We start from the raw sequence: 24,566 nt of genomic DNA, 5'->3' as shown, positions 1-24,566 counted from the left end.
GGTACTTATGTTTTTTGTTTGTGTTGCTGCTTGTCCGACAGGTGTAGCTCATACATATATGGCTGCTGAGTCATTAGCAATGGTCGGTGAAAAACTAGGGCATGAAGTAAAAGTAGAAACTCAGGGAAGCCTAGGTATTGAAAATGAAATAACTGAAGATGATATTGCCCGTGCGGATGGTTGTATTATTGCTGCAGAAATTGCGATTTCAAATAAAGAGAAATTTAGTGGGTTACCTGTATTGGAGTGTGCGGTAGCCGATCCGATTAAACATGGAGACGCTGTTTTCGAAGCGCTATGTGAGGAAATAAATAATGGCTAAGTTTACGTTGAATAAAAAAGAGAAAACAGTTGGTAGCGAGGTGAAACAAGCTATCATGACCGGTGTTTCTTATATGCTGCCGCTGATCATTGCTGGTGCAGTGATTATGGGGATTGCGCGTATTGGCGCATCTTTTTATGGCATTGATAATATTTGGGATGGTAGTCATGCAGAAGCTGCAAATGCGTTGGTGCGAATGTTCCATGCCTTCGATGGTTTTGGTGGACTAGCCCTAAGCCTAATGCTTCCTGTGGTTGCTGGCTATATTGCTTTTTCAATTGCTGATAAGCCAGGTATCGCTCCGGGTATGGTGGCAGGTCTGTTAGCTAAAGATCTTGGGACAGGTTTCCTTGGCGCTTTGGTCGCAGGCTTTATTGCTGGCTATATCGTTAAGATGCTGGTCACCAAGGTGAAACTGCCAAAATCAATTGCATCGGCGGGCCCTATTTTTATCATTCCGGTTGGGGGAACACTACTCGCATGCCTTGTCATGATGTACATCATTGGCGATCCACTCGCGGCGATGAACCGTGGTCTTGAAAACTGGTTATTGGGTATGTCTGACAGTAATAAGGTTGTTCTTGCCGCTGTTGTTGGCGGAATGGTGGGTTTCGACTTAGGTGGGCCTATCAACAAGGCCGCTGTGACAACCGCGATGGCAATGTTGGCATCCGGTATTTATGACCCGAATACTGCGGCGCAAGTCGCGATTATTATTCCACCTATCGGCATCGGTGTAGCAACCCTTATTTGGAAACAACGTTTCCCTCAATCTTTACAAGATGCAGGTAAAGCCTCAACGCTGATGGGACTGATCGGTGTTTCGGAAGGGGCTATCCCATTTGCATTGGCCAACCCGAAAATTATTCTCATTAACGTCATTGGTTCTGCGGTTGGTGCGGCATTAGCAGTAGGCCTAGGTGCCGTAAACCGAGCTCCAATTTCGGGCTTTTATGGTTGGTTAGCGGTAGAGAGTTGGGGGGTATACGTACTCGCAATTGCCGTTGGTTCAGGGATTATTGCCGTAGGCTCTTTGCTGATATTTAAGGGTGAAGAACTACCTGAAAAGAAAGAAGAAGCAAAACCGAAGTTCAAAGTTACCAAAGCCCAATAATTAATTGTCATGGAGACTCCTTCGATGAAAAGGATCGTAAAAAGCAGTGTGGCAGCCATTCTTTCATGTGGTCTTGGAACTGCAATAGCAGCAGAGAATATCCAAGTCGCTTTTATGCCTGATATCCACTTTCACGATGTTTACGGTGAATTTAAAGACGGCAGCTATCAAGGGTTAGAAAACAGCAAAAGTGGTGAGTTAGCGACAATCCGCAGCATGCATGCGCAGCTGACTTCAACCCGGTTGTTTAATGAAAATTACTTTGCCCTATTGGCGGCTTTAGATGATGCCGTTAAGCGAGGAGTTAAATACATCGCGCTACCCGGTGATTTTAGTGATGATGGCCAACCCGTGCATATCCGAGGCTTGAAAAAAATACTCGATAAATACGCCAACGAACACGACATTGAGTTTTTTGCAGCTCCAGGTAATCACGATCCGGTTAGGCCATTTGATCGCCCAAGCGGTGAGGGAGATTTCCTCGGTAAGGATGGCAAAACGCAGCGCATCTACAGCAAAGGGGCAAATGAATGCCAAGGCTATGAAGGTGCGTCAACGGTGATTGATGCGGGCTATGAGCTACCAACCATTTGTACGGAAGAAATTCGAGAGCTTGGCTACGAAGGGCTTATGGTTGAGCTGGCAGACTTTGGCTTCTTCCCTCAATCGTCAAATGTGTACTGGGAGACACCATATTCAAGTTATAACCAAAAAGATTATACATTTGAAATCGCGGGTGAGCAGGCAGAGTACGGTAAGCGGCAGTATGAAATTTGTCATGAAGGAACAGGGGGAAGTTATAAGCAAGAAGACTACTCAGCTTGTTTTATGGTGCCTGATACCAGCTACTTAGTCGAGCCAGTGGAAGGGCTTTGGTTATTAGCGATTGATGCCAATGTATATCTTCCAAACGCTGATGCTGATATGGCTCAGCCAGAGCTGGCTGCTAACTTTGCTGGTTCAGGAAATGCAGGCTATAACAAAATGCTGACTCATAAAGCGCATGTTATTGATTGGATGAAAAATGTTGTAGAGCGTGCTGATGCTCAGGGTAAGACGCTGGTGGCCTTCAGTCATTTCCCTATGACGGAATTCTACAATGATGCAGCTGAAACTATCGAAGATATCTTTGGGGCTGGTAATTTCCAGTTGGCACGTTCGCCAAAAGAAGATGTTAGTAAAGCGTTGGCGCAAACAGGGATCAAACTGCATGTTGGTGGCCATATGCATTTTAATGATACCGGTGTAAAGCACTATGATGATGGCTCCTTCCTGTTTAATATTCAGGCACCCTCAATGGCGGCATATGTACCGGCCTACAAACTCCTGACCTTCAAGCCAAAACAACAAGTTGAAGTTGAAACGGTGATCTTAGACCAAGTCCCACGCTTTAATGAGTTGTTTGAGCATTATGAGCAAGAATGGCAGCACCTCAAGGCCAAAGGTAATGAGGAGATTTGGAACAAAGATGTACTCACCTCTCGTGATTATTACGAATTCACTAATTGGCATATCACTGAATTAACCAGAATGCGCTTTTTACCTGAAGAGTGGCCTTGTGATCTAAAGCAGATGGTTTTTGCGTTGGATGGACGCCAAATGATGATTTTAAGTCAGCTTGATAGTCCGTTAACCCAAGAGCAAGTCGCCAGCTTAAGTGATGGTCGCCAGTCAATAGAAATGTGCCAGGAAAGCTCAGTACGATTTGAACCAGCAGAGATTAAAGATCCTGCTTTTGAAAAAGCATGGGCTCAAGCAACCCGAAAAGCAGAGCAGGTTGCCACCAAACAAGGAATTGCATTATCAGATTTTGCAGTGTGGAATGGCTTTGATCTCGCCGTTGATTTTTACCGCTTAAGAAATGCTGATGAACTAGCGTTCAAAGATATTGATCGTTCTCGCATGCCGCAATACGAATTACTTGCCAGTACCTTAGCAAGTCATGTGATCGATAGTCATGCCTCGGGTACTCATACTGATCCGATGCAGTTTGGTGATGTCTTTAAACAGCGCTTCGGTGGGTTATTTGGCATTTTGTCTAAATTTGCTAGTGGCCAGCCAAGCTACCATTTTGAGCTTGATTTAGAAAAAGGGGCGATTTCAGACTTGAACAAATAAGACAGAGTCGGGCAATGAATTGATAAATATGTCTAGATTTTGCCGTACTTGCCAGTATTTATTGTTTGATTGCCTTTTTTGAAAAACAAAAGGTAAAACAATGAAAACACAATATAGCTTGCTAATAGGTTTACTGTTTATAACAACTTCAGAAGCCGCTGACTTTCAACACTTGGATGAAGCGGTTCCTGTTAACGGTATTATAAATGGTAATGAACCAGTCTTTGATTTTGATACTGATGGCTGTTTACCTGCAGCTGGGATCAGCCGCAGTGGAGAACAAAATCCGGGGTTAAATAACTCGGGGCCGATTACTGGTGATTGCCGTGATGACTATTTCCTGGAGACATCAAATACATTGCATCGCTATGCTTGTATTGATGATCAGGGTGATAGTTACTGCGGCCACTTTTATTCTTTGTATTTTGAAAAAGATCAAACCATGGCCGGTTGGGATTGGTTTGGCCACCGCCATGATTGGGAATATGTCGCGGTATGGACCAAGAATGGAGAAATCACTCATGGTAGCTATAGTGCACATGGCGATCTAAACACTAAGTCTGTGCAGGATCTTCCTATGGAAGGCCAGCAGATTAAGTTTGTCTATCATAAAGATGGAGGGCTAACACATGCTATGCGTTTTGCTAAGCCCGATGAAGTGGCTGAGAATAATTATGGTTACTTTGTTACGCCAGTCATTATCAGTTGGTATGAATTAACTGGCGATGCGATAAGTAATGAGGCGATGAGAAATAAATTAAATAGCTTCGATTATGGAAAAGCAACCATTCCATTAAAAGATAGCAATTTTAAAACTAACCTCAATACATATAAACCAACCAATTACCCAACATTCACACAAGAAAGTATAGAAGCGTCAAATTCTAATAGTTAAAAATATGGGGGGATTCCCCCCATATTTAATTATTTATAAACGGAGTAAATAATGAAAAGGCTTGCTTTATTAGTCATGTGTACAATGGCATTTCCTGTACTTGCCGAAAATTTTAATGTCATGTCTTTCAATATTCGCAATAGTAAAGACAGTGTCGTAGGAAGCGAATATGATGGAAATAACACCTGGGATAACAGAAAAGGGATTGTTGTTTCTATTTTTGATAAACAAGACATTGATATTGCTGGTTTGCAAGAAGCGTATAACGACCAAATTATGTATTTAGCTCGTCAGCTACCAGACTATGGCTGGGTTGGTGTCGGACGTGATGATGGTAATGCAAAAGGCGAAGCTGTGCCTATTTTCTACCGCAATGATAAATATGTGAAGCTAGGCGGTGGGACATTCTGGCTATCAGAAACACCAGAAATGGTGGCGAGTGTAGGTTGGGATGCTGACCTGACGAGAATTACCAGTTGGGTGCGTCTAGAAGAAAAAGAAACAGGAAAAAGGGTATTGGTATTCAATGCGCACTTTGACCACATTGGTAAAGTGGCAAGACAGCAAAGTGCTCAGTTGCTGAGCGAAAAAGCTAAAGACATTATTGGCGATGGCAATGACGCGGTCATTGTTCTCGGTGACCTGAATTTTGAGCGTTCGGACGAAGCGTCTTATCATGCGCTCACAGCCTTGTTTAATGATGCACGAGAGAGCAGCAAAGCCCCCTTTGCTGGCGTTAATGGTATAAAGGGGCAAGCATATACTTATCATGGATATGATAAAGAGCCAAAAGAAGATATCGATTATATTTTTGTAAATGGTAAATTGAGTGTTAATACGTTTGAATATCTCAATGTGATCCAAGATGGCATATATTCATCGGATCACCTCTCAGTGTTATCTAATCTATCTTACAATTAAAATATCGAAAGATAATACTTTTAATGTATCGATACTGAAATAGTACGATAACAGTGAAGTTAACATCACTAAAAAGGGCAAGTTATTAATCATAGCAGGCCCTTTTATTTTTAAAAATTCAGCTTTTATTAGCGGTTATGATTTGTATGTTAATGTACGTTTTAGATAGCTCTCTAAAATCATGAACGGGATTAGGGGGGAACACCGCGTAATTTCTCTGGTAAAACCTTTCTGAAACTGTTATCTGTTTATCTAAGATAATTCAGAAATTACAGAGCGAGTTAAAGCGGTGACTACAAGGACGAACACGATTGATACTGTTGCCATTGTTGGCGGAACCCACGGTAATGAGTTTAGCGGCATTTACCTGTTACGAAAGTGGCAGCAATCGCCTTCATTGGTGAAGCGTGAGACATTCGCAACCGAAACGGTTTTTGCAAACCCAAAAGCGTTTGAAGAGAATAAGCGTTATCTTGATTGTGATATGAACCGACAGTTTGGCTTAGGCGACCTAGATGATGACAATCTAGCAAATTATGAACAAAGCCGCGCTAAGGTGTTAAATGCTCAACTCGGGCCAAAAGGTAATGCTAAAACCGACTTCATTATCGACCTGCACAACACCACCAGTAACATGGGGCCTTCGTTAATACTGTTGCAGTCTGATGCTTTTAACCGCCAACTTGGTGCTTATGTCAAAATGCAGATGCCGGATGCGGTGGTTGTATTAGAAGATCAAGTATCGGTAGAAGAACATTATTTTTTAAGTTCAATCACCAGCCAAGGAGTGATTGTTGAAGTCGGGCCTCAGCCGCAATCGGTGATCCGCCAAGATATTCTTGATTGGATGGACGAAATGACATCCCATATTCTTGATTTTGTCGACCTGTATAATCAAGACTGCTTGCCTGAACTACCTGCAAGCTATGAAGCTTTCAAATATCATGAAACGTTAAAGTTACCAGAAGACGAAAGCGGTGAGCGAGCAGGCATGGTACACCGTGCCGTGCAAGATGCAGATTTCAAAGTATTAAACAATGGTGACCCTATTTTCACATTGTTTGATGGTAGTGAAGTTTGCTGGGATGGCGACTATGAAGCATACCCGCACTTTATTAATGAAGCAGCGTATTATGACAATAACTTAGCAATGTCATTAGCGAAGAAAGTGACGGTTGAAGTGTAATTTTCAAACTTTCAGCGGAAATGCAGCAGCGTACTAGGCTGCTGCATTTGTTTAGATATATGCACTTATATTAATCAATAAGTATCTTCCCATTTTTCCAAATTTAGCCTACGCTGCGAATGATATCTTCCCAATCTTTAGTGATCATTGTTCCTGTAATAGGAAGCTGATGTTTCGCATGAATGTAGTGACAATTGTTATGTGTAGCTTCTGCATTTGCTGTCTCAGCTTTGGGGTGAGGGATATGGTAAGCCATTGCCTCTAAAACTAATTTAAATTGATATCCTGCTTTATGAAGACGAAGGCCGAGTTCGACATCTTCACCTCCCCAATGAGTGAAACTTTCATCAAACCCAGTTATGTCTCTAAATGAAGCCGCTTTACCAAAAAGATGCCCCCCCCAGCAAAATAACCATGGATAGGCTTCATAGCCACGTATGTGGCCAATTTCATTGAGTAATTTTTGGCGGCAATCTTGATTTGAGTTATGTGCGCTAAGTGCAATAAATAATTCAGAAAAATTGTTGTCAGCGAGAAGTTGGCTAAATTTGTTTTTAGCCACAAAATGTTCTTCAAAGCCATGGCAGAAACCAATATGGATACAGCTGGTATCTTCTTCAATTTTATCTATGTGGATTTGTAAGCTATTAGCGTGCAATACAACACCGCTATCAAGAAAAAGAATGTATTCCCCTTTTGCCTGCGCTAATCCGAGGTTTCGTACTTTTGCTGCTCGGAAGCCCTGATCTTGTTGGTAGCAGTACTGTATATTAAGCTTTTGAGAAAAACTGAAAGTCAGCTCTTTGGTGTTATCGCTTGAGCCATCATCTGCCACAATAACTTCGAATCGATCATGTGCCAGTGATTGATGGCAGAGAGATTCAAGTGTCTTCTCTAAAAAGTCAGAGCAATTGTATGTTGGTATGATCACGCTGATTAATGTCATATTTCCTTATCCTAAACTGAGCGAAGTTGAGTAGTTTGTTGGCGTTGAAGCAGTTGAATAGCAGCAAATGTAATAATTAAGCCACTTGCCGCAACCATATACATACCTGTAGTAAGCCCGAAATGAGTCGCTATAAATCCGATTAGCGGAGGGCCAACCATTCCGCCTGTAGAACCAAAAGTAGCCATCAAAGAAAGGCTTCCAGGCCCGATGGCTGCTGCTGTGGCATAAATAGCAGGGGAAATTAAAGAAACAGTTAATCCGACAATAGCAAATGACACCCAAGTTGCCGCTAGCCCTGAAATAAATAGACCGATAGACAGGACGGTAGAAACGAAAAATCCAGCAATTGTGATTAGCACAAGATCAGGAAAGCGTTGACGTAAATTATCGGCAAATAGGCGCCCGATAAACATGGCAATTGAGAAAACTAAAATTCCTGAGGGTGCGATACTTGCTGTCGTACCGATCACTTCACGTAGATATACGGCACTCCAGTCATTCATTGAACCTTCAATGATTGTTGCGCAAAAGACAATGGTACCGAGTATCAAGGTATTTATATTGATGAGTTTACGCTCTTTTTTCCGCTCTGAAGCTGTGGGAGCTTCGTTTTTATCAAGACCAAAGTAAGCATAAATGATCAGGGTGATGAGTACTCCTGATACGAAAATACTATGGTAAATAAGTTCATCAGAAATATAGTGAATGACGCCCATAGAGAGCAATGCTGCTGCTGCGAGTCCTAGGCTAAAAACAGCGTGCAGACGTGACATACACTTAATATGATGTTTTTTCTCGAAGTCACTGCCTAGAGTATTAATTGAAGCATTAATACCTGCACAACAAATGCCTTCAAAAAACATTAATATTAGTCCGATGGGATAAGATTGGTTAAGCATCAAAAGTGGTAGTAATAACGTTGCTGCTACTCCAAGTATTAGCGATGTTTTTCTAGCACCAAGATTATGAAGAAACCAAATTGTAATGGGAAAGGCGACGATAGCCCCAAGGCTAGTGGCTAACAAGTAAAACCCAAGCTGAGCTTCGGTTATTGCCATTGCGATTTTCAGATCAACAAGCCGTGAAGCCCAACTTCCAATGTTAAAACCAAGTGCGCAGAATAAGCTGGCGATAGGTAGAGCGCTGAGTAGTTTGTGGTTCAAGGGCTTTATTGAGTTGGCATGCTGATTATTATTTACCACGGTTCAAGCCCCACAAGCTTTTTACCAAGAGGGCTTAGCTCTGCAGGCTTAAAAGGCTCAGGGTCAAGCTGTCCGCGCCAGCCTCGAAGCCATGCGGGAGGACGCGAGGACTCATAGCAATTAATACGCTCTTCTCTGGACTGGTGAAGAACTTCAGGTACATGTCGTGTGCTACCTGCTTTATACATTGCAATGAATTGGACAAAGCGGGGGTCAAAGTGGTGTGTGCAAACATTACCGTGTGGTAGCCGGCTATCGAAGATAACTAAACTGCCTGCGGGGGCATCAATACGGGTGATATCTTCTTCTGTAAACTTGTATACCTCTTCAAGGTATAGGCCATTGATAGTGAATTTATCGAACAGTTCTGGATCATGAAAAGTGTTATTGGCTATTTGGCGGTAAACTTGAGGTAGCCCACCGAATGCGCCTTGGCTCTTTTCGGTGTCTGTCAGGTATATCAGCCCCTGATAGACAGGTTCGTCCAATTTACGGAAATCATAATCCCAGTGCATCCGATTTTGATCGTTACCGTATTGCTCAAGATCATATCGACAGGGTGGCTTAAACGAAGCACGATCCATCGTTACCCAAAGCTTTTCTTCCTCAAGGACCTTTGCAAAAGCATGGTAAATATCTGGGTGTTGACGAACTTGCCAAAAAGCTGGGTGGTGGTGCATTGGAACTGAGCCCGAATCATTAATTGGATCATCTTTATACCAAGTCCGTCGGTCCTTGAGGTCTACAGCCATAAAATCACAAATAGCATCAATTGAGGCTTGCCTCAGCGAAGCGGGGACAACAGACTCAATGACGGTGTAACCTTGCTCTGCCAGTTGGGCTCTTTTCTCACCCCAAAAGGCCTCATTTCTGTATGGAAATGTCATATATATACCTAAATTTATAAGAGACTATTCAGAGTCGTAAAGGGCGTTTAACAGCGCGCTGGCACATCTTTCAATATGTTCTGGTTCCCACGTTGGGTGCAGGTGTAGATTAAGGGTGCGCTTGGAGAGTGAGTAAGCGATGGGACATACTTGGTTCGCATAGTCGATTGATTTTGAATCGGTATACTCAGTGGAATGGAACGGAAAATTGACTCGGCCAAAACCTATTAGCTCAGAGTAAGCTTTTTCTCGGTAAGCTTCAGGCCATAGCACTTTGGTGACAGGGATCCCTTGCTGGACGAGTTTTTTGTACACGCGATCGGTACGTTCTTCATCGAATGATTGATTAAAGACGATTGGAAATAGCCAGTAAGCGTTACGCCTTTCTTCTGTATCAAGTGGGAGATATTCGATGTGCTCGCAGTTTGACAAGCTTTCACGGTAGAGCGCTGCATTTTTACGCCTGTTGGCAAGGTTCCAAGTATCTAGCCTTTTGAGCTCATTGAGGCCAATAATGGATTGGATCTCGGTCATCCTATAGTTATACCCAATACGGTTATGGATATACTTGTCTTTCTCTTCCATCTCTAAGAGAGCGAGTTTTTGTTTTACATCAAAGCCATGATCCCTAAATGATCGGCACTCCCATGCGAGAGTTTCGTCATTTGTGGTGATCATTCCACCTTCACCTCCCGTTGTAAAATGCTTGCTTTGGCAAAAGCTGAATGCAGCGGCATGGCCAAGGGTGCCTGCTTTCCTTCCTTTATATACCCCTCCGACACACTGCGCGGCATCTTCGATGAGTTTAATATCGTAGCGGTTAGCGATTTCTAATATCGGGTCGATATCGCAAACAACGCCATATAAATGGACAACGACGATAGCGCGGGTTCGCTCAGTGACGAGCGCTTCTATACGATCAGGGTTAATGGTGTGATCAGAACAAACGTCGCAAAAAATTGGAATGGCACCAGCTTGAAGTACAGCATAGGATGAGGCAATGAAACTGTATGATGGGACGATAACTTCATCGCCAGGGCCAATATCCATCGCACTAATTATGGTATGAAGTGCCGACGTACCAGATGAACAACTGATAGCGAATTCAGTACCACACCAGTGTGCATAAGCTTGTTCAAATTCACGGCCTTTATCACCTGTCCAATAATTTACTTTTCCAGATTTTAGCGGTTCAACAATATCTATCAGGCTATCTGGATGAAATGTTGGCCAGGTAGGAAAGGGTGGAAGATCTTGATGACTCATGAGAGTTCCTTCTCGATGTTATGTGTTAGATGGTGGGTTACAAGCGGTTGATGCCCATTGGTATGCCCTATGAATTTTGATATCTGGCCGATAATCCGTTCCATTCCTTTTGACAGATCCATGGTAAATAGCTTTTCGACAATGCTTTGTCTGATATCGGCGTTATATGCGAGCTTCAGAATATTATTTTCAATAATCGCATCATTAACGAGTTGGCCGTTTCCGCAGTAGGGGAACATGGCTTCTCGATAGAAGGTATGTAGGCACTCTCGCTCGTTGGCGGAGATCACGACCGTTGGTAGGCACATAAAGGCTGTTTCAAATACTGTTCTACAGTTGGCTGTAATCGCCATATCGACAATTGCCATGAGGGGAGCAATGTCTTGGTTCACAATGATTGTCGCTTTTATACCTTTAGTTTTTACAAAATGTTCAATGTTGTGTTGATGCTGATAGCTTGGCCCAAGAGCAATGTAATAATGGAAACTAGATAATTTGGGATTTTTAGCAATAATATTCAGTGTTTTCTGCGTTAAATTTGTAGGGTCCTCTCCCCCAAAGGATATTAATATGTCGGAAACGGTTGGGTTTTTATTAATGTTTTCCCGTGTAGGCTTAACAAAATCTTTTCGTATATCAGCATAGTCTTTCCCAAATAATACTTTATGGTTACCTGAGTCACTATAAACTGCGTTGATAACGCAATCTGCATATATACTTCCTAAGCCAATATCCTCAAAATTAATGACTGGTATGTTCATTTTTTTTATGGTTTTAATATATCCGGGTTCTGTATTGAGTATGTCGTTAATAACAAGCTTAGGTTTGGCTTCGATTATTTTATTTATAATATCTTCATCGTTATCTGAAAGAGCAACGTTATCCTCTAACTTTTGTTTGAAAAATTTAACGCCTAAATGGCTATTGGGGGAAAGAATAAATGTTCTATCAATGCCCGCAGGCAGTGATTGAGCAATTGTCCATGCTCGAAAGCAGTGTCCTAGCCCTTTTCCTTTTATCCCTTTGACGACAAAGACCACTTTTTTATTAAGTGAATGCTTTTCATCTTTTTCCCATTTTTTTGTGGTTGTTGTACTTATCATAAAACCCTGAGCTAATAAGAGACGGAAATGATTCATTATTGACTAACAATAAAAGTGATAAGGTTATTATTGATTAGTGAGGTAAAAATAATCCGATGATGATTGTTTATGTGTTTAATTTATAACGTTTTACTCTGATTTACTCTGATTTACTCTGATTTAAATGTGATTTTATTTTAATTTGACATAAATTTAGTTTTTGAAAATATAACATTGAGTTGCATGTATACTTCTATTGAAATCCAGTTTTTTATTTATTGGAATGTTAATTTTTAATTGTTGCGATTAACTTCAATGTTTTTTGTTTTGAGGTGTTTATGGCTTTACATTAGATTGTTGTTGATAATGATTAAAAAATAATTATATCCATGGCTGTATTTGTTAAATACGAAATAAATAGCCAAAAATTATTTTCTTTTCGGTTATAGTAGCTGTTGTTATTAATAATTAATTTTAGGCTAGTAGATGGCAAACAGTAAATTGATTTTTTTTGTAGCCATTACGATGGTGGCTTTTGCGGGCAACTCACTACTAAATCGCATTGCATTGCTTGATACAGCGATTGATCCTGCAAGCTTTACGCTTATTCGACTTGTATCTGGTGCTGTTTTTCTATTACTTACCTCTATCCTCAAGCAATATTTCAGCGGAGAAGGGAAGCGAAAGCAAAGCAACAGGTGGTCTAGCAGCCTTTCTAGTTGCAAATCATGGTCAATGGCAGCCGCGCTTTTTGTCTATGCCGCGGGGTTTTCTTATGCATATGTTAATTTATCAGCGGCGGCTGGTGCACTGATTCTGTTCGCTGCAGTACAGATGACCATGATTGGTTATGGTTTCTGGCAAGGAGAGCGTTTTTCACGATGGCAATGGGGCGGTTTTTTATTTGCACTCGGCGGCTTGGTTATATTGATGATGCCGGGTATAAGTGCGCCTTCAATTGAAGGAGCCGCAATAATGAGTATTGCAGGTGTTGCATGGGGCGTTTATTCGGTAATGGGAAGAAAAGTGAGTTCTCCCATAAAGGCAACTCAAATAAACTTTATGTTAGCGGTTCCTATGGGGCTGGTATTATGTTGGATAATGAAAGCCCAGCTGACCTTTGATGCTAGTGGTACGGCTTATGCTGTTGTCTCTGGTGCGATTGCTTCGGGGATGGGGTATACGTTGTGGTATCGAGTGCTACCACAGTTACAATCAACTACTGCGGCAACCATCCAATTGAGTGTACCTGTTATTGCTGCTGTTGGGGGAGTGGTTGTTTTAGGCGAGTCGTTATCACTACGTTTAGTCATTGCATCATTGGTTATTTTAAGTGGTATTGCGGTTGTTCTTCGCAGTAAAGCGGCTAACTAGGCAGCGTTGATTGGCGTTATAATTACTCCTTATTCATAACGCGGCTTTTAATAAAGTTAACCACCCATTGTGAAACTTCACGAGCGTGAGTCGGCTGTTGTAAAGAGACTATCGCTTTTTCAGCGGTAGCCTGCGGATAGAGCTCCTTTCGGGCTTCAATTAAATCTGATGAATATTCAGGGGTGAACTCTGGGTGGCCCTGAATGCCAAGAAAATGTTCGCCGACCAGTATCATTGAGTAAGGGCAAAATGTGCTTCCTGCTAATATTGTTGTATTTTTGGGCGGCTCTAAAATTTGATCTTGGTGGCTGACAACCAGTGAAAACTGCTCAATATGGGGTGTTAGCCAACTATGTTGTTTTAGTGCCGCAGCCTCAAAGTTAACCCCTTTTATGCCAAGACCCCACCCATGATCTGAGCGAGTGACCTCTCCCCCCAAAGCCCAGGCAATCATTTGATGGCCGAAGCAGATACCGACAAACGGAATATGCTGGGTATAGAGTTGGTGAACAAAAGCTTTGAAAGTATAAATCCAGCGGCTTTCATCATATACACTGAACTTGCTGCCACTACTGATATAGCCATCGCATTCATCTAACGACTGAGGGTACTGCCCATCTATTACCCGGTAAAACTGTAATCGAATACTGCTATCTGTTTGTTCAATGAGTGTACTGAACATCTCAGGGTAATTACCGTGCGCTGGCTGCAATTCCGTTCTGACATCATCACAGAGTAATATGCCTATCTTCATGGCTTCACCTATAAATCAAGTGTGCCATTAATGGCATGTTGGAAAATCTCTTCGTATTGTACGGCACTAAGATGGATCGGGTTGCCAGCTGCTGCGGCGTCTTGTAAAGACATTGTGCCTATCAGTTTTATATCAGTGTTATTAAGACCAATATCCGCTAAGGTATGTGGAATATTGAGTGCCTGACGCAACTGAATGACCCAATTTAGCACGCCCATAAAGTCAGGTTGTTCTAAATCAAGGTAGCGGCCTAAGCGTTGCATTTTTTCTGTCAGATAGTGCTGATTAGCACACAGAACATAAGGCATTAGAATGGCGTTAAGTAAACCATGGTGATGGTTATAGCGTGCGCCTAAGGTATGCGCTATCGCATGCATTGCCCCAAGCCCTTTCTGAAAGGCCGTAGCCCCCATTGTTGATGCAATTAACATCTGTGTTCTGGCTTGAAGGTTACTGCCATCAACATAAGTAATTGGTAAATAGAGTTTACATAGGCGGATTCCTTCTAAGGCGATAGATTCGGCCATGGGGTGATAAGATGAGCTGCAAAACGCTTCCATATTATGTGATAGTGCATCCATACCCGTTGCGGCGGTTAAATGTGGCGGTAAACTCGCAGTCAGTAAAGGGTCTAAAACCACTTGTTTTGGTAGCATACTTGGGTGAAAAATGATTTTTTTGATTTTGGCGATGTCATCGGTAATGACTGATGCTCGACCAACTTCTGAACCGGTGCCCGCTGTTGTAGGGAGGGCAATCACAGGTAAAATATCGGCAGGATTAGCTTTTTTCCAGTTATTACCAACATCTTCAAAATCCCATAATGTATGTGACTGCCTAGCAACAAGTGCGATAGCCTTCGCGGTATCAATTGATGAGCCCCCACCAATGGCAATGACACCATCGTGTTGTTCTTTTAAGCATAGTTTGATGCCGAGTTCGACTTGATCGCCTGTTGGATTACCTGAGAAGTCACTAAAAACTGAAACCGTTAATCCTTTTTGTACGCAAAGCTTAATAAGTGAATTTAACAACGTGGTTTCAGCTAGGTACGAGTCAGTGACAATCAAGGGATTACGAATCCCCAGTGATAAGCAATGCTCAGCGAGTTCTTGACTGGTGTTTTCACCCACTGTGATTTCTGTCGGATAGTGCCAATGCATAATGGTCATAGCTACTCTAACAATGTTTAATATGGAAAGATTTTGGTCGAGTGAGTGTTTCAAAACCCAATTGGGATAATGAATAACCTTTGCCTGAGTGTTTAACGCCCGTCCATGCTAAGGCGGGATCTAAGTAATCGCAGCGATTTACAAAGAAGGTGCCAGTTTCGATTTGTTCACCCAGTTTGACCGCTTTCTTAATGTCGGTGGTAAAAACGCAGGCAGTGAGCCCGTATTCACTATTGTTCATTAAGCGAATAGCTTCATCATCAGAATGGACTTTTTGGATAGGTAAAACAGGGCCAAATGTTTCTTCCGTCATTATTCTCATTTGATGATTAACGTTAGTGAGTAGCTGTGGAGCAAGGTATGGCGTTCCCTCTCTGCTCAATGGAAAGTTAGACTCAACAATATGGGCCTGTGCGCCGAGTTCAGTTGCTTCTCGTATTTGTTGGCGCACGAAATCAGCCGCGCTAGCCCTAACCATTGGACCAATGGTTGTATCAAGTTCGAGCGGCGAGCCCAAGCGATACCGATTAATTATCGTGATGGCTTTAGCGACAAAATCATCATGAATTGCGGCGTCAACGTAGACTCGTTCAATGCCACAACAAGATTGCCCTGAGTTAAATAGTGCACCATCAACAAGGGTTTCTACGGCAACATCGAGATCGGCATCGGCACATACGTAAGCGGGATCTTTCCCGCCAAGTTCGAGTCCGATACTATGAAAGTGGCCAGCTGCTGCTTGCTCGATAGCAGTGCCACCATGTACTGAGCCTGTGAATACAACATGCTGAATGCGTTCGCTGGCAATTAAGCGTTCAGTATTTTTATGGTTAAGGTGTAAAAACTGAAAAGTCCCCTTTGGTAACCCCGCCTCTTTGAAGGCTTGGTAAAGACGTTCGGCACAGAGTGGCGTCTGTGATGAATGTTTGAGGATTACGCTATTACCAGCGAGAAGCGCTGGGATAATTGAATTAATGGCGGTTAAATATGGGTAATTCCATGGTGCAATGATTAAAACACTGCCTAAAGGCTCTCTGGTAATACGGCGAGTGAAATTCTTCTTTTTGGGTAATATTATGGGTGCGAGGGCATGGTCACTAATCTCGATCATATGCCGAGCCCGTTCTTCTACACCGTTTAATTCGCTAGCGGCATATTGAATAGGTCGGCCAATCATCCAGCTCAGTTCACTTGCAATCATATCTCGATGGCTAAGTAACGCATCAATGGCTTTATGACAGATAGCTTTACGTTGTGGTAACGGGGTTTCTCGCCAGGCAATTTGGGCAAGGTTTGAGAGATCCAGCGCACGGTCAATGTCTTCAAGGTTGGCCAGAGTAACGGAGGTAACGACACTACCGTCAACAGGAGAAATGGTCTTTTGGATAACGTTAGTGTGTTGGATAATTGCTGTATCCTGAATTGATAGGTGAGCGGGGCGAGTCATATCAATGTCCTTCGTTATTTACAGCGCACTAAATAATTTCAAAATAACGGTTTAGCTCCCAGTCGGTGACATGCTGGCGAAACTCCCTGTCTTCCCATTCACGGGACGCTGCAAAGTGCTCAACAAATGCATCGCCAAATAATGCACGTGCAGAAGATGATTGCTTAAATTGCTGTGTCGCGTCCCATAAGCTACGAGGGAGTGCAAGCTCAGGGCGATGCGTTTGTTCATAGGCATTCCCAAGGACGGGAGATTCAGGTTCCAACTGGTGTTCAATACCATACAACCCTGATCCCAGCGCAGCAGCAAGAGCAAGATACGGGTTCGCATCGGCGGCACCAATACGATATTCAATACGTTGGCTGCTGCTTGAGCCTGTAATAACCCGAAGGGCTGCAGTTCTGTTTTCTATTCCCCAAGTGGCATCGGTTGGAGCCCAAAAACCAGGAACCATTCTGCTATAGCTGTTAACCGAAGGAGCAACCATACAGAGTAGCTCAGGCATTAATCGTTGCTGTCCAGCTATGAAATGACGCTGTAACTTGCTGATGCCATCAGGTTTGTCGGCATCATAAAAAGCGGAATGGCCATCATGGCGGTTCAGTGAAATATGGATATGGCCACTTTGCCCAGGGTAATCATTGCTCCACTTCGCCATAAATGTTGCCATTAGTTCGTTTTTTTGAGCGAGTACCTTCATATATGTTTTGAATAGCGCGGCTTTGTCTGCGGCTTTACTGGCGTGGTCAACGGCAATGGCTGCCTCAATGACACCGGGACCTGTTTCTGAGTGAATGCCTTCGATGGGAAAATCCATCGCTTCAGCCATTTGCAGAATGCGTTTATATAAATCGGAATACGTTGAGTTTCGAATCATTGAATAGCCAAACCAATCGGGAGTGATAGGTTGGAGGTTTCTAAAGCCTTTCTCACGGACAGAGTGCGGTGTTTCTTTAAATAAAAAAAACTCGTACTCGAACGCAGCATTGGCAATAAAGCCCATATCTTCTGCTTTATTCAATACACGCCTAAGTGTCGCTCGCGGGCAAACGGCTTCAGCGTCATGGGAAAATTCAGCGATGAATAGCAGCATGCCATCTTCATCAAGCACATCACGGCATGTTGAAGGGATAATGCGAACGGGCGCATCCGGATAGCCCGTGTGCCAGCCAGTGTATTGAGTATTGTCATAAAGTTGATCTTTAACATCCCAGCCAAGCACGACATCACAAAAGGCAAAACCGTGATCGAGTGAGGAGAAAAACTTTTTCTTAGACATGTACTTACCACGCATTACACCGTCATTGTCAAACAGTCCGACTTTTACATGGCTAAGCTGACGTTCTTCGATGATCTGTTTGGCATCGTTAATACTCGTCACGTCTCTTGGTTCCATAGATCATCCCTTTGCTGGTGGCAATACAACAGTCACAAAACTAAAGGCGCGGTAATAAGTGTACTTGTGACCAAGTAGGATTATTTTGTTGTTTGTTATTAAACGTAGGTAGGCAGGTAATATTCGTCAAATTTAGTGTGATAAGTTGCTCCTTTATCCGGGATCATCAATTTTGACTATATTGGGATAAATGTGACACCCCCCTCGTTTGTCTAAGATTTCAATAAATCTTTAATTTAAACAGTTGATTAGGTCTATATTTATAAGTAATCAAACTATTAATAGATCTATAGCGATATAGGAGTAGGAAATGAAAGCAGTGTCCTTATGGATGAAGGCATGTGTATTACTTTTGAGTGCTAGTTTTTTAATTATGAAGGACGGTGTTGCTGCAGAACTAAGCTTTTCTGAATCAGGGAGGCAGATCAAAACGCTGACACTTAAAAACCTTAAGCAAACTTTACCAACTCATAATATAACGATTTATGATCCTCAGTATGGGAAAGAAAAGAACTATCAGGCATTTAAGTTACATGATGTGTTGAGTTTGGCCTATGGTGATAGTTGGCTACAGACGTTAGGTACAGACATTAATTTTACTGCACTGGATGGATATCAAGCCGTATCAGATTATAAAAAGGTGGTTAATCACGGTGGTTATATTGTGTTCGCCGATCTCGATTATCCGGATTGGGAGGGAATAGGGCATAAGCAAGTGAATCCGGGCCCTTTTTATATTGTTTGGCAAGGGAAAGAACAAGGCCCCAAAAATGCGTATCCTTGGCCGTATCAATTAGCTAAAGTTGATACTGTTGATTTTCAGGCGCAGTACCCAGCGGTATATCCCCAAGGTGTAGCAAAAAGTTCGAAGGTTTATAGTGGTTTTTCACTGTTTAAAGAGCGTTGCATGAAGTGTCACGCAATAGATAAAGAAGGTGGCAAAGTGGGACCTGATCTAAACGCGCCGATGAATATTTTGTCTTACCGTCATCGGGATATGGTACGTGACTACATTCGGCAACCATCCAAGTTCCGCCATACCCAAATGCCCGATCATTTAGACTTAAAGACTTCACAAATTGACAGTATTCTAGATTACCTTCAGTACCAAGGAAAACTCAGCAAAAGGTAACTTAAACGCGTTACCGTTAGCGCGAGATTTAAATTTGCCTGATCGCTCGGGTGATTTTATTTATTTTGCTATCGGAGTTTTGTTGGTGTTCGAAATAAACTGTGTTCAAATGCTGTTAATATAAAAATCAGAAAGAAAAAGGAAGTTTTGATGTCACTGGTAATACCGATGGTGATATTCATGCAACAACGCATGGCAGAGGCGGGTGATAAAGACGATGCCAAAGCGATGCAAGCTTATATGAAAACCGAACAACCCTTTTATGGGGTTAAAGCGCCAGCTCGTAAAGCTATTTTCAAGCAAGCGAGAGACCATACCAAGATCGATGATTTTACTGAGTATAAACGTCTTGTACTTTGGTTATGGTCAGGTGAAAATCGTGAAGAACAATATTTATCCATGGATGTTGCCGAATATTATAAGGCTTTTCGCACCTTAGAGGCCTTTTCTATTTATGAAGAAATGCTCAATGAAGCAACCCATTGGGATACTGTCGATAAAATAGCCTCAAATTTAATCGGTAGTTTAGTGCAACAGCATCGAGAGCTAGAAAGCCAGGTGGTTGAGTGGCGTACGTCTGAGAACATGTGGTTACGCAGAGCTTCTTTGTTAGTGCATTTGAAACATAAAGAAGAAACAAATGTTCTTTTGCTTGAAGAAACCATATTAATGCTAGCGGCCGAAAAGGAGTTTTTCATACGTAAAGCGATTGGCTGGGTGCTTCGAGAATATGCCAAAACAAACCCTGAGCACGTCCGTGAGTTTGTACTGCGTCATGATGATGTCCTTTCACCACTGAGCAAGAAAGAAGCACTTAAAGCGCTTTCCTTTAACTCTGAAGGTATGAATTGATACACTACGGTGAACAGTTACATTTAGCATCCCCTTATATTTGAAGGCAAGAGAATGATTGAACGTCAAGAAACCAAGCAGCGTATGAGCCGTATTGTTAAACATAATGGCACAGTATATCTATGTGGTCAGGTGTGTGCCGATGCAACACAAGGCATTAAAGAGCAAACTCAAACAATGCTAGACAAAGTTGAAGTGCTGCTTGAGCAGGCTGGTAGTGATAAAGAGCACATGCTTTCTGCAACTATTTATATCAAAGATATGAAAGATTTCGCTGATATGAATGAAGTATGGGACAACTGGGTACCTGCGGGTCACGCACCAGCACGTGCTTGTGTTGAAGCAAGCATGGCGCGTGAAGCACTATTGGTTGAAATTTCAGTCGTGGCTGCTGAGAAATAAAATCCGCGTTACTTACGAGCTATAAAAACACCAGGTTTATTGAGTAAGGCAGTGTTGTCTTTTCCAATACCTGGTGTTTTTTTATATTTGCCTTGCGCAAATTATGAATATTTACTTATCTAGATTGGTATCACTGACTCATAATCGTATGCTTGTTAATGTAAGTGTAATATCAGTATCTGTTATATATATGGATGTTGCCTTAAAGGAAATACTGCGGATATGAATAAAGTAACGAGAAAAGTATGGGGTGGGTTAGGGCTAGTATTCATGCTCTGTTTTTCATCGAACCTATATGCAAAGTCAATTTCTGTTAGTCATGAACCAACATTAACCTTAGAAGGGGCGTTAACAAATCAAAGGGTTTGTTACTTCGACGGTAAAAGTTACTCTTTAGGTGCTGTTATTGTCGTCGAAGGGGTCATGCTTGAATGCAAGCCTGAAAACTCGTTCGAAACGAATGGTAAATTGCAGTGGCACCGAGTTAAAGCATAAAGGAAAAAGCGCAATCTTATTTTCATAAGATTGCGCTTTTGGTAACAGGGGGAACTGTTACTTAATTCGTAGTAATGACGGTATCTAGCGAGCTTAGCTCTAGCGAACTAGGCGACCAGAGTCGGGCGCTAGTTTGCCCGTTCCACCTTGATGGTGCTCGGTAGTTGCGCCCATTTCTTGCATCAAAAATTCTTTCATTGCCGCAGATTCACGTTCGTTCGTTGGCTTCCAGTTTGAGACCACGCGTGCTTTGTTACTTTGCATTGAACTATTCCTTTTCTGTTCATAGTGACAGTAATTCACTATGTGCCATGTGATTCATACTATGATGTTATTTTTATACAAAATGAATTTAATTACCACAACTAAATTCGCCTCACGTATTTATCTGGCTTGCTAATAACATGGAATATAAAAATAGTAGCGTTACAAATTAGACCAGTTAATCATGCTTATGAGCTTTTTGGGCATAAAAACAACCAACATAGCTAAATATAGCGTATGAATTGGATAAAAAAAGCCAATTCGGAAAGGAATTGGCTTTGATTGATAGTTCAGTAATGTGTAATGGAATTACATAAAATGAATGTTAGCGGTAGTATCTAGCGTGCTAGTGATCGTGATTTTAGTTCGAAAATAAGTTTTTCAGCACTGCACTCAAACTGAATTCTAGCAGTTAGTTCCGTACTTTCGTCAGTTAGCGGGCTAACGTCGTGCTTGTAGTTAGCACAAACTTCTTTTGCAAGGGCTAGGTAGTTTGCTAGCTCAGCTTCAAGTGCTGCTTTATCACCAGCAAAAATGGTGACTTCAGCAACATCATCGCCTTCATTAATCATGAACCCCATTTCCGCAGAAACGCCACATGCTTCACATGCTTGATATTCTAAATCTAATTCTTCATTCGCCATGACTGTTACTCTATCTCCATTAATATTATGCGGATATTCTAAAACGTTGTGACAAAGATCGCCATGGCTTAATTGGGTTTTTCATTTTACAAATATGACAGCCTTTATAGGGAAGGCTCAATCAAGCCTTCCACTATTCATCGACCAAGGGGAATTTGATGAAGAAGGCTGTAGCAAATTAACGGTTATCGGGTTCGTATTTGTCATAGCTGTAGCTAACATTGACGATAGTACGGTATTTAACGTCACCGGATGCCGTTGCAAATTCATCAATTTCAACATTTGCATTGTCAACTTTGATGGTATTGGTATTCAAACCATACTCATAAATACCCAGCGTACGTTTTAGCTGGCGAGGTGATTCTGATTGTAAGTTACGCGTGAATGCTTGTCCTTGTTGATAAGCGGCTTCACGAGAATCACTGACGCCAGTTGTGAAATTTGAACTCTCTTGGTTTACATTACGAGTAAAGCCATATGATGTAGCGCTAAAGCTGATGATAGCGATGGTAATAATTAGTTTACTCATGATTTTATCCTCACTTTTTTAACAGTAATGACTTTTAGGTTGTTTCACTGTCATAGGAGTAGACCTATCGGTCATGCTTATCTTGCAAGTAAGGTGACTTTTTTTCTTATTTATTACTGGTTTAGGTCTATACCAGTTGGAAAGTTGCTGAAAGAGAGAAGTGATACTAGGTTAAAGGTGCTTGCCCGTTTTGAGGGCAAGCACTTATAACGTGATTTAATTCAATACTGGGTAGAGGAGTGCTACATGCTTTAGGGTTTGTTGAAATGGAACATGCTCTAGCTGGCCGAAACCATTCATTTGCCTTGCTTTTACTTTGGTATTTAAAGGCGAGGTCATTCCGCATAAAAAACGAGTAATTGCAGCTAGCGATGGCGCGACTGAGCATGCATTGATGAACGGGTCGCACCACGCTTTCAATACGTTATCTGAAGGTGCTGATAGTGTCGGCTCTGCTGGCAATTGTGCAGGTGCGCCACGGCACACTGAGCAGTGACCACAGGTAGCTGGTGCCTTGTGGTCTGCGAAATATGTAGCAAGAGTATGGCTTAGGCACTGTTCATTTTCAAAGAAGCCTAGCATGCGTGCCAGACGATTAATTTCACTGTCTTCTTTCGCTTTAAATAGCTGGTAAAGGCTATCGGCTTGTTCTTGAACATTGAAATGTGTTTGGCGCACACGGTATACGTCTGTCATTTGCTTACTTTCGAGAGCTATCCAGCCTTTTTCGCTAAAATAGTCGATGGCTGCAACTGCTCTTTTTCGTTCAGTGCGTGTTGCTTGCCATAGCGCATCAAAGTCAACTGTGTGCCATGTTCGTGCTTTTGGTGAGCAGGCAAAAATATGACCAACAAACGTTTGTCGTTCACCTTGAAATTGGTTCATGATGAACTCTTGTTCAACCAAGAGTTTGAAGCGATAGTCAGCAAAATAAGTATATTGAGGCTCAATAATTTGTGCCATTTCGAGATAAACTAATAATGTTTTTAGTGGCAATAGGCGAATGTTACTGTCTTTAGATAGCCGTGAGAGCATGACTTCCCATTGCTGATCATTCGATTGGATCTGTTCTAGGATAAACGCAATGGCTGTCTTATCAGGTGTATCACCATAAACAAAGTTTTCAAGCACATTCACGCCTGACTTATTTGCCAACATGATGCACTCAGAGGTATTGCCATCCCGCCCTGCTCGGCCAATTTCCTGGCTGTAGTTTTCAATTGATTTTGGAAGGTCGAAATGAATAACACGACGAATATCAGATTTATCGATACCCATACCAAACGCTATTGTGGCAATGATACAGTGATGGTGACCTTGCATGAAATTTTGCTGAATCGTCTGACGTTGTTCACTGTCCATACCAGCATGGTAGGCTTGTGCTTGATAGCCTTGTTGTAATAGCCACAGAGCTAACTCTTCCGCCGTTTTTTGTAGGGTGACGTAAACGATGGTTGGCTGCTGGGGTGCTTTCATTAGCGTGCTGAGCAAAGCCGGCTTTTTCTCACCCTCAATTGTTGGCAGTATCGCAAGATCAAGGTTTGAGCGATAAAAGCCTGTAATGACGATATTGTCTTTGTCTATAGCAAACTTTTTACCCATATCTTCAATAACCGCAGGCGTTGCCGTTGCAGTAAGAAGTAGCACTTGCGGTATGTTGAGTGCTTGGCGGTGCTGGGGGAGCTTGAGGTAGTCGGGGCGGAAATTATGTCCCCACTCAGAAATACAGTGCGCTTCATCGACAACCAGCAGCGACGTTTGTACTTGTGAGATAAAATGACGAAAGCGTTCGTTATTCAATCGCTCAACTGAAATCATTAATACTTTGATGTCGCCATTTCTCACCCCTTGCATGACCTGCTGAGTCTGCTCCCAAGTTTGGCTTGAATCTATTGATGCTGCAGGAACCCCTTTGCTATGAAGGAAATCGAGCTGATCTTTCATTAATGCTAACAGTGGGGAAATCACCAACGTTAAGTGCGGTAACTGCAAGGCCGGAAGTTGATAGCAAAGCGATTTTCCTGAGCCTGTCGGGAAAATGGCCGCTGCAGATTGGCCATCGAGAACCTTGGTGATGACATCCTCTTGTCCAGGACGGAGGCTATCGAAGCCAAAGTAGTGCTTAAGCGTTTGATGATACATAGAGATGGTTAGCTAAATCAG

The 24,566-nt window shown here is 42.3% G+C and carries 24 protein-coding genes; 11 read left to right on the top strand and 13 right to left on the bottom strand.

The window, feature by feature from the left end:
• Positions 1 to 7: 7 nt before the first annotated feature.
• The 6 genes from L4D78_RS13605 to L4D78_RS13580 all read left to right on the top strand — a co-directional run bounded on the left by L4D78_RS13605 (position 8) and on the right by L4D78_RS13580 (position 6,556).
• Positions 8 to 322 carry a PTS fructose transporter subunit IIB gene (locus L4D78_RS13605; protein WP_428457826.1) on the top strand — a complete coding sequence of 105 codons (315 nt, stop codon included), beginning with the start codon at positions 8 to 10 and terminating at the stop codon, positions 320 to 322.
• Positions 315 to 1,436, top strand: a complete 1,122-nt coding sequence (locus L4D78_RS13600; protein ID WP_428457827.1) for a PTS fructose transporter subunit IIC — start codon at positions 315 to 317, stop codon at positions 1,434 to 1,436. Before L4D78_RS13605 ends, L4D78_RS13600 begins: the two co-directional genes overlap by 8 nt.
• A gap of 24 nt (positions 1,437 to 1,460) precedes the next feature.
• On the top strand, positions 1,461 to 3,554 hold the full coding sequence (locus L4D78_RS13595) for a metallophosphoesterase (RefSeq protein WP_428467423.1): 2,094 nt from the start codon (positions 1,461 to 1,463) through the stop codon (positions 3,552 to 3,554).
• A 100-nt stretch (positions 3,555 to 3,654) separates the two neighbouring features.
• The gene (locus L4D78_RS13590; protein ID WP_428467422.1) at positions 3,655 to 4,449 is read left to right on the top strand and encodes an NPP1 family protein; all 795 of its coding nucleotides are present in this window, start codon (positions 3,655 to 3,657) and stop codon (positions 4,447 to 4,449) included.
• Positions 4,450 to 4,500: 51 nt separating this feature from the next.
• Positions 4,501 to 5,370 (top strand): endonuclease/exonuclease/phosphatase family protein, encoded by an 870-nt coding sequence (locus L4D78_RS13585; protein WP_428467421.1) that lies wholly within the window; start codon positions 4,501 to 4,503, stop codon positions 5,368 to 5,370.
• Positions 5,371 to 5,659: 289 nt separating this feature from the next.
• Positions 5,660 to 6,556: an aspartoacylase gene (locus L4D78_RS13580; RefSeq protein ID WP_428467420.1), complete on the top strand. Its 897-nt coding sequence runs from the start codon at positions 5,660 to 5,662 to the stop codon at positions 6,554 to 6,556.
• Between the two features lie 103 nt (positions 6,557 to 6,659).
• On the opposite strand, the gene L4D78_RS13575 is transcribed toward L4D78_RS13580, so the two are convergent.
• From L4D78_RS13575 to L4D78_RS13555, 5 genes are read right to left on the bottom strand one after another with little or no spacing between them, the layout of a single operon-like run.
• Complete coding sequence (locus L4D78_RS13575; protein ID WP_428467419.1) at positions 6,660 to 7,502, bottom strand: glycosyltransferase; 843 nt, start codon at positions 7,500 to 7,502, stop codon at positions 6,660 to 6,662.
• Positions 7,503 to 7,513: 11 nt separating this feature from the next.
• On the bottom strand, positions 7,514 to 8,707 hold the full coding sequence (locus tag L4D78_RS13570; RefSeq protein WP_428467418.1) for an MFS transporter: 1,194 nt from the start codon (positions 8,705 to 8,707) through the stop codon (positions 7,514 to 7,516).
• On the bottom strand, positions 8,701 to 9,594 hold the full coding sequence (locus L4D78_RS13565; protein WP_428467417.1) for a phytanoyl-CoA dioxygenase family protein: 894 nt from the start codon (positions 9,592 to 9,594) through the stop codon (positions 8,701 to 8,703). Before L4D78_RS13565 ends, L4D78_RS13570 begins: the two co-directional genes overlap by 7 nt.
• A 24-nt stretch (positions 9,595 to 9,618) precedes the next feature.
• Positions 9,619 to 10,860: a DegT/DnrJ/EryC1/StrS family aminotransferase gene (locus tag L4D78_RS13560; protein WP_428467416.1), complete on the bottom strand. Its 1,242-nt coding sequence runs from the start codon at positions 10,858 to 10,860 to the stop codon at positions 9,619 to 9,621.
• Positions 10,857 to 11,999 carry a PseG/SpsG family protein gene (locus L4D78_RS13555; RefSeq protein ID WP_428467415.1) on the bottom strand — a complete coding sequence of 381 codons (1,143 nt, stop codon included), beginning with the start codon at positions 11,997 to 11,999 and terminating at the stop codon, positions 10,857 to 10,859. Before L4D78_RS13555 ends, L4D78_RS13560 begins: the two co-directional genes overlap by 4 nt.
• A gap of 429 nt (positions 12,000 to 12,428) precedes the next feature.
• Between L4D78_RS13555 and L4D78_RS13550 the strand changes: the two genes are divergently transcribed.
• Positions 12,429 to 13,316 carry a DMT family transporter gene (locus L4D78_RS13550; RefSeq protein ID WP_428467414.1) on the top strand — a complete coding sequence of 296 codons (888 nt, stop codon included), beginning with the start codon at positions 12,429 to 12,431 and terminating at the stop codon, positions 13,314 to 13,316.
• A 22-nt stretch (positions 13,317 to 13,338) separates the two neighbouring features.
• Here L4D78_RS13550 and L4D78_RS13545 read toward each other — a convergent pair whose 3' ends face one another.
• From L4D78_RS13545 to L4D78_RS13530, 4 genes are read right to left on the bottom strand one after another with little or no spacing between them, the layout of a single operon-like run.
• Positions 13,339 to 14,070, bottom strand: a complete 732-nt coding sequence (locus L4D78_RS13545; protein ID WP_428467413.1) for a glutamine amidotransferase-related protein — start codon at positions 14,068 to 14,070, stop codon at positions 13,339 to 13,341.
• A gap of 8 nt (positions 14,071 to 14,078) precedes the next feature.
• On the bottom strand, positions 14,079 to 15,242 hold the full coding sequence (locus L4D78_RS13540; protein ID WP_428467412.1) for an iron-containing alcohol dehydrogenase: 1,164 nt from the start codon (positions 15,240 to 15,242) through the stop codon (positions 14,079 to 14,081).
• 7 nt (positions 15,243 to 15,249) lie between these two features.
• Positions 15,250 to 16,689, bottom strand: a complete 1,440-nt coding sequence (locus tag L4D78_RS13535; RefSeq protein ID WP_428467411.1) for an aldehyde dehydrogenase family protein — start codon at positions 16,687 to 16,689, stop codon at positions 15,250 to 15,252.
• A 28-nt stretch (positions 16,690 to 16,717) separates the two neighbouring features.
• The gene (locus L4D78_RS13530; protein WP_428467410.1) at positions 16,718 to 18,085 is read right to left on the bottom strand and encodes a glutamine synthetase family protein; all 1,368 of its coding nucleotides are present in this window, start codon (positions 18,083 to 18,085) and stop codon (positions 16,718 to 16,720) included.
• A 310-nt stretch (positions 18,086 to 18,395) separates the two neighbouring features.
• On the opposite strand from L4D78_RS13530, the gene L4D78_RS13525 reads away from it, so the two are divergent.
• The 4 genes from L4D78_RS13525 (at position 18,396) to L4D78_RS13510 (ending at position 20,966) form a co-directional block, all read left to right on the top strand.
• Positions 18,396 to 19,217, top strand: a complete 822-nt coding sequence (locus tag L4D78_RS13525; RefSeq protein ID WP_428467409.1) for a cytochrome c — start codon at positions 18,396 to 18,398, stop codon at positions 19,215 to 19,217.
• A gap of 150 nt (positions 19,218 to 19,367) precedes the next feature.
• The gene (locus tag L4D78_RS13520) at positions 19,368 to 20,069 is read left to right on the top strand and encodes a DNA alkylation repair protein (protein ID WP_428467408.1); all 702 of its coding nucleotides are present in this window, start codon (positions 19,368 to 19,370) and stop codon (positions 20,067 to 20,069) included.
• A 54-nt stretch (positions 20,070 to 20,123) separates the two neighbouring features.
• Positions 20,124 to 20,471: a RidA family protein gene (locus L4D78_RS13515; protein WP_428457843.1), complete on the top strand. Its 348-nt coding sequence runs from the start codon at positions 20,124 to 20,126 to the stop codon at positions 20,469 to 20,471.
• 222 nt (positions 20,472 to 20,693) lie between these two features.
• On the top strand, positions 20,694 to 20,966 hold the full coding sequence (locus L4D78_RS13510; protein ID WP_428467407.1) for a DUF1496 domain-containing protein: 273 nt from the start codon (positions 20,694 to 20,696) through the stop codon (positions 20,964 to 20,966).
• A 99-nt stretch (positions 20,967 to 21,065) separates the two neighbouring features.
• On the opposite strand, the gene L4D78_RS13505 is transcribed toward L4D78_RS13510, so the two are convergent.
• From L4D78_RS13505 to L4D78_RS13490, 4 genes are all read right to left on the bottom strand, one after another.
• On the bottom strand, positions 21,066 to 21,230 hold the full coding sequence (locus L4D78_RS13505; protein WP_428457845.1) for a hypothetical protein: 165 nt from the start codon (positions 21,228 to 21,230) through the stop codon (positions 21,066 to 21,068).
• 338 nt (positions 21,231 to 21,568) lie between these two features.
• Positions 21,569 to 21,874, bottom strand: a complete 306-nt coding sequence (locus L4D78_RS13500) for a YfcZ/YiiS family protein (protein WP_428457846.1) — start codon at positions 21,872 to 21,874, stop codon at positions 21,569 to 21,571.
• A 178-nt stretch (positions 21,875 to 22,052) separates the two neighbouring features.
• Positions 22,053 to 22,403, bottom strand: a complete 351-nt coding sequence (locus L4D78_RS13495) for a DUF3316 domain-containing protein (RefSeq protein WP_428467406.1) — start codon at positions 22,401 to 22,403, stop codon at positions 22,053 to 22,055.
• A gap of 216 nt (positions 22,404 to 22,619) precedes the next feature.
• A complete protein-coding gene (locus L4D78_RS13490; RefSeq protein WP_428467405.1) occupies positions 22,620 to 24,545 on the bottom strand; it encodes a RecQ family ATP-dependent DNA helicase in 1,926 nt (641 codons plus the stop codon).
• Positions 24,546 to 24,566 lie beyond the last annotated feature (21 nt).

Origin of the sequence: Photobacterium minamisatsumaniensis, assembly GCF_050336695.1 — a bacterium.
Classification (GTDB): Bacteria; Pseudomonadota; Gammaproteobacteria; order Enterobacterales; family Vibrionaceae; genus Photobacterium; species Photobacterium minamisatsumaniensis.
This window is presented reverse-complemented; position numbering and strand designations above follow the sequence as displayed.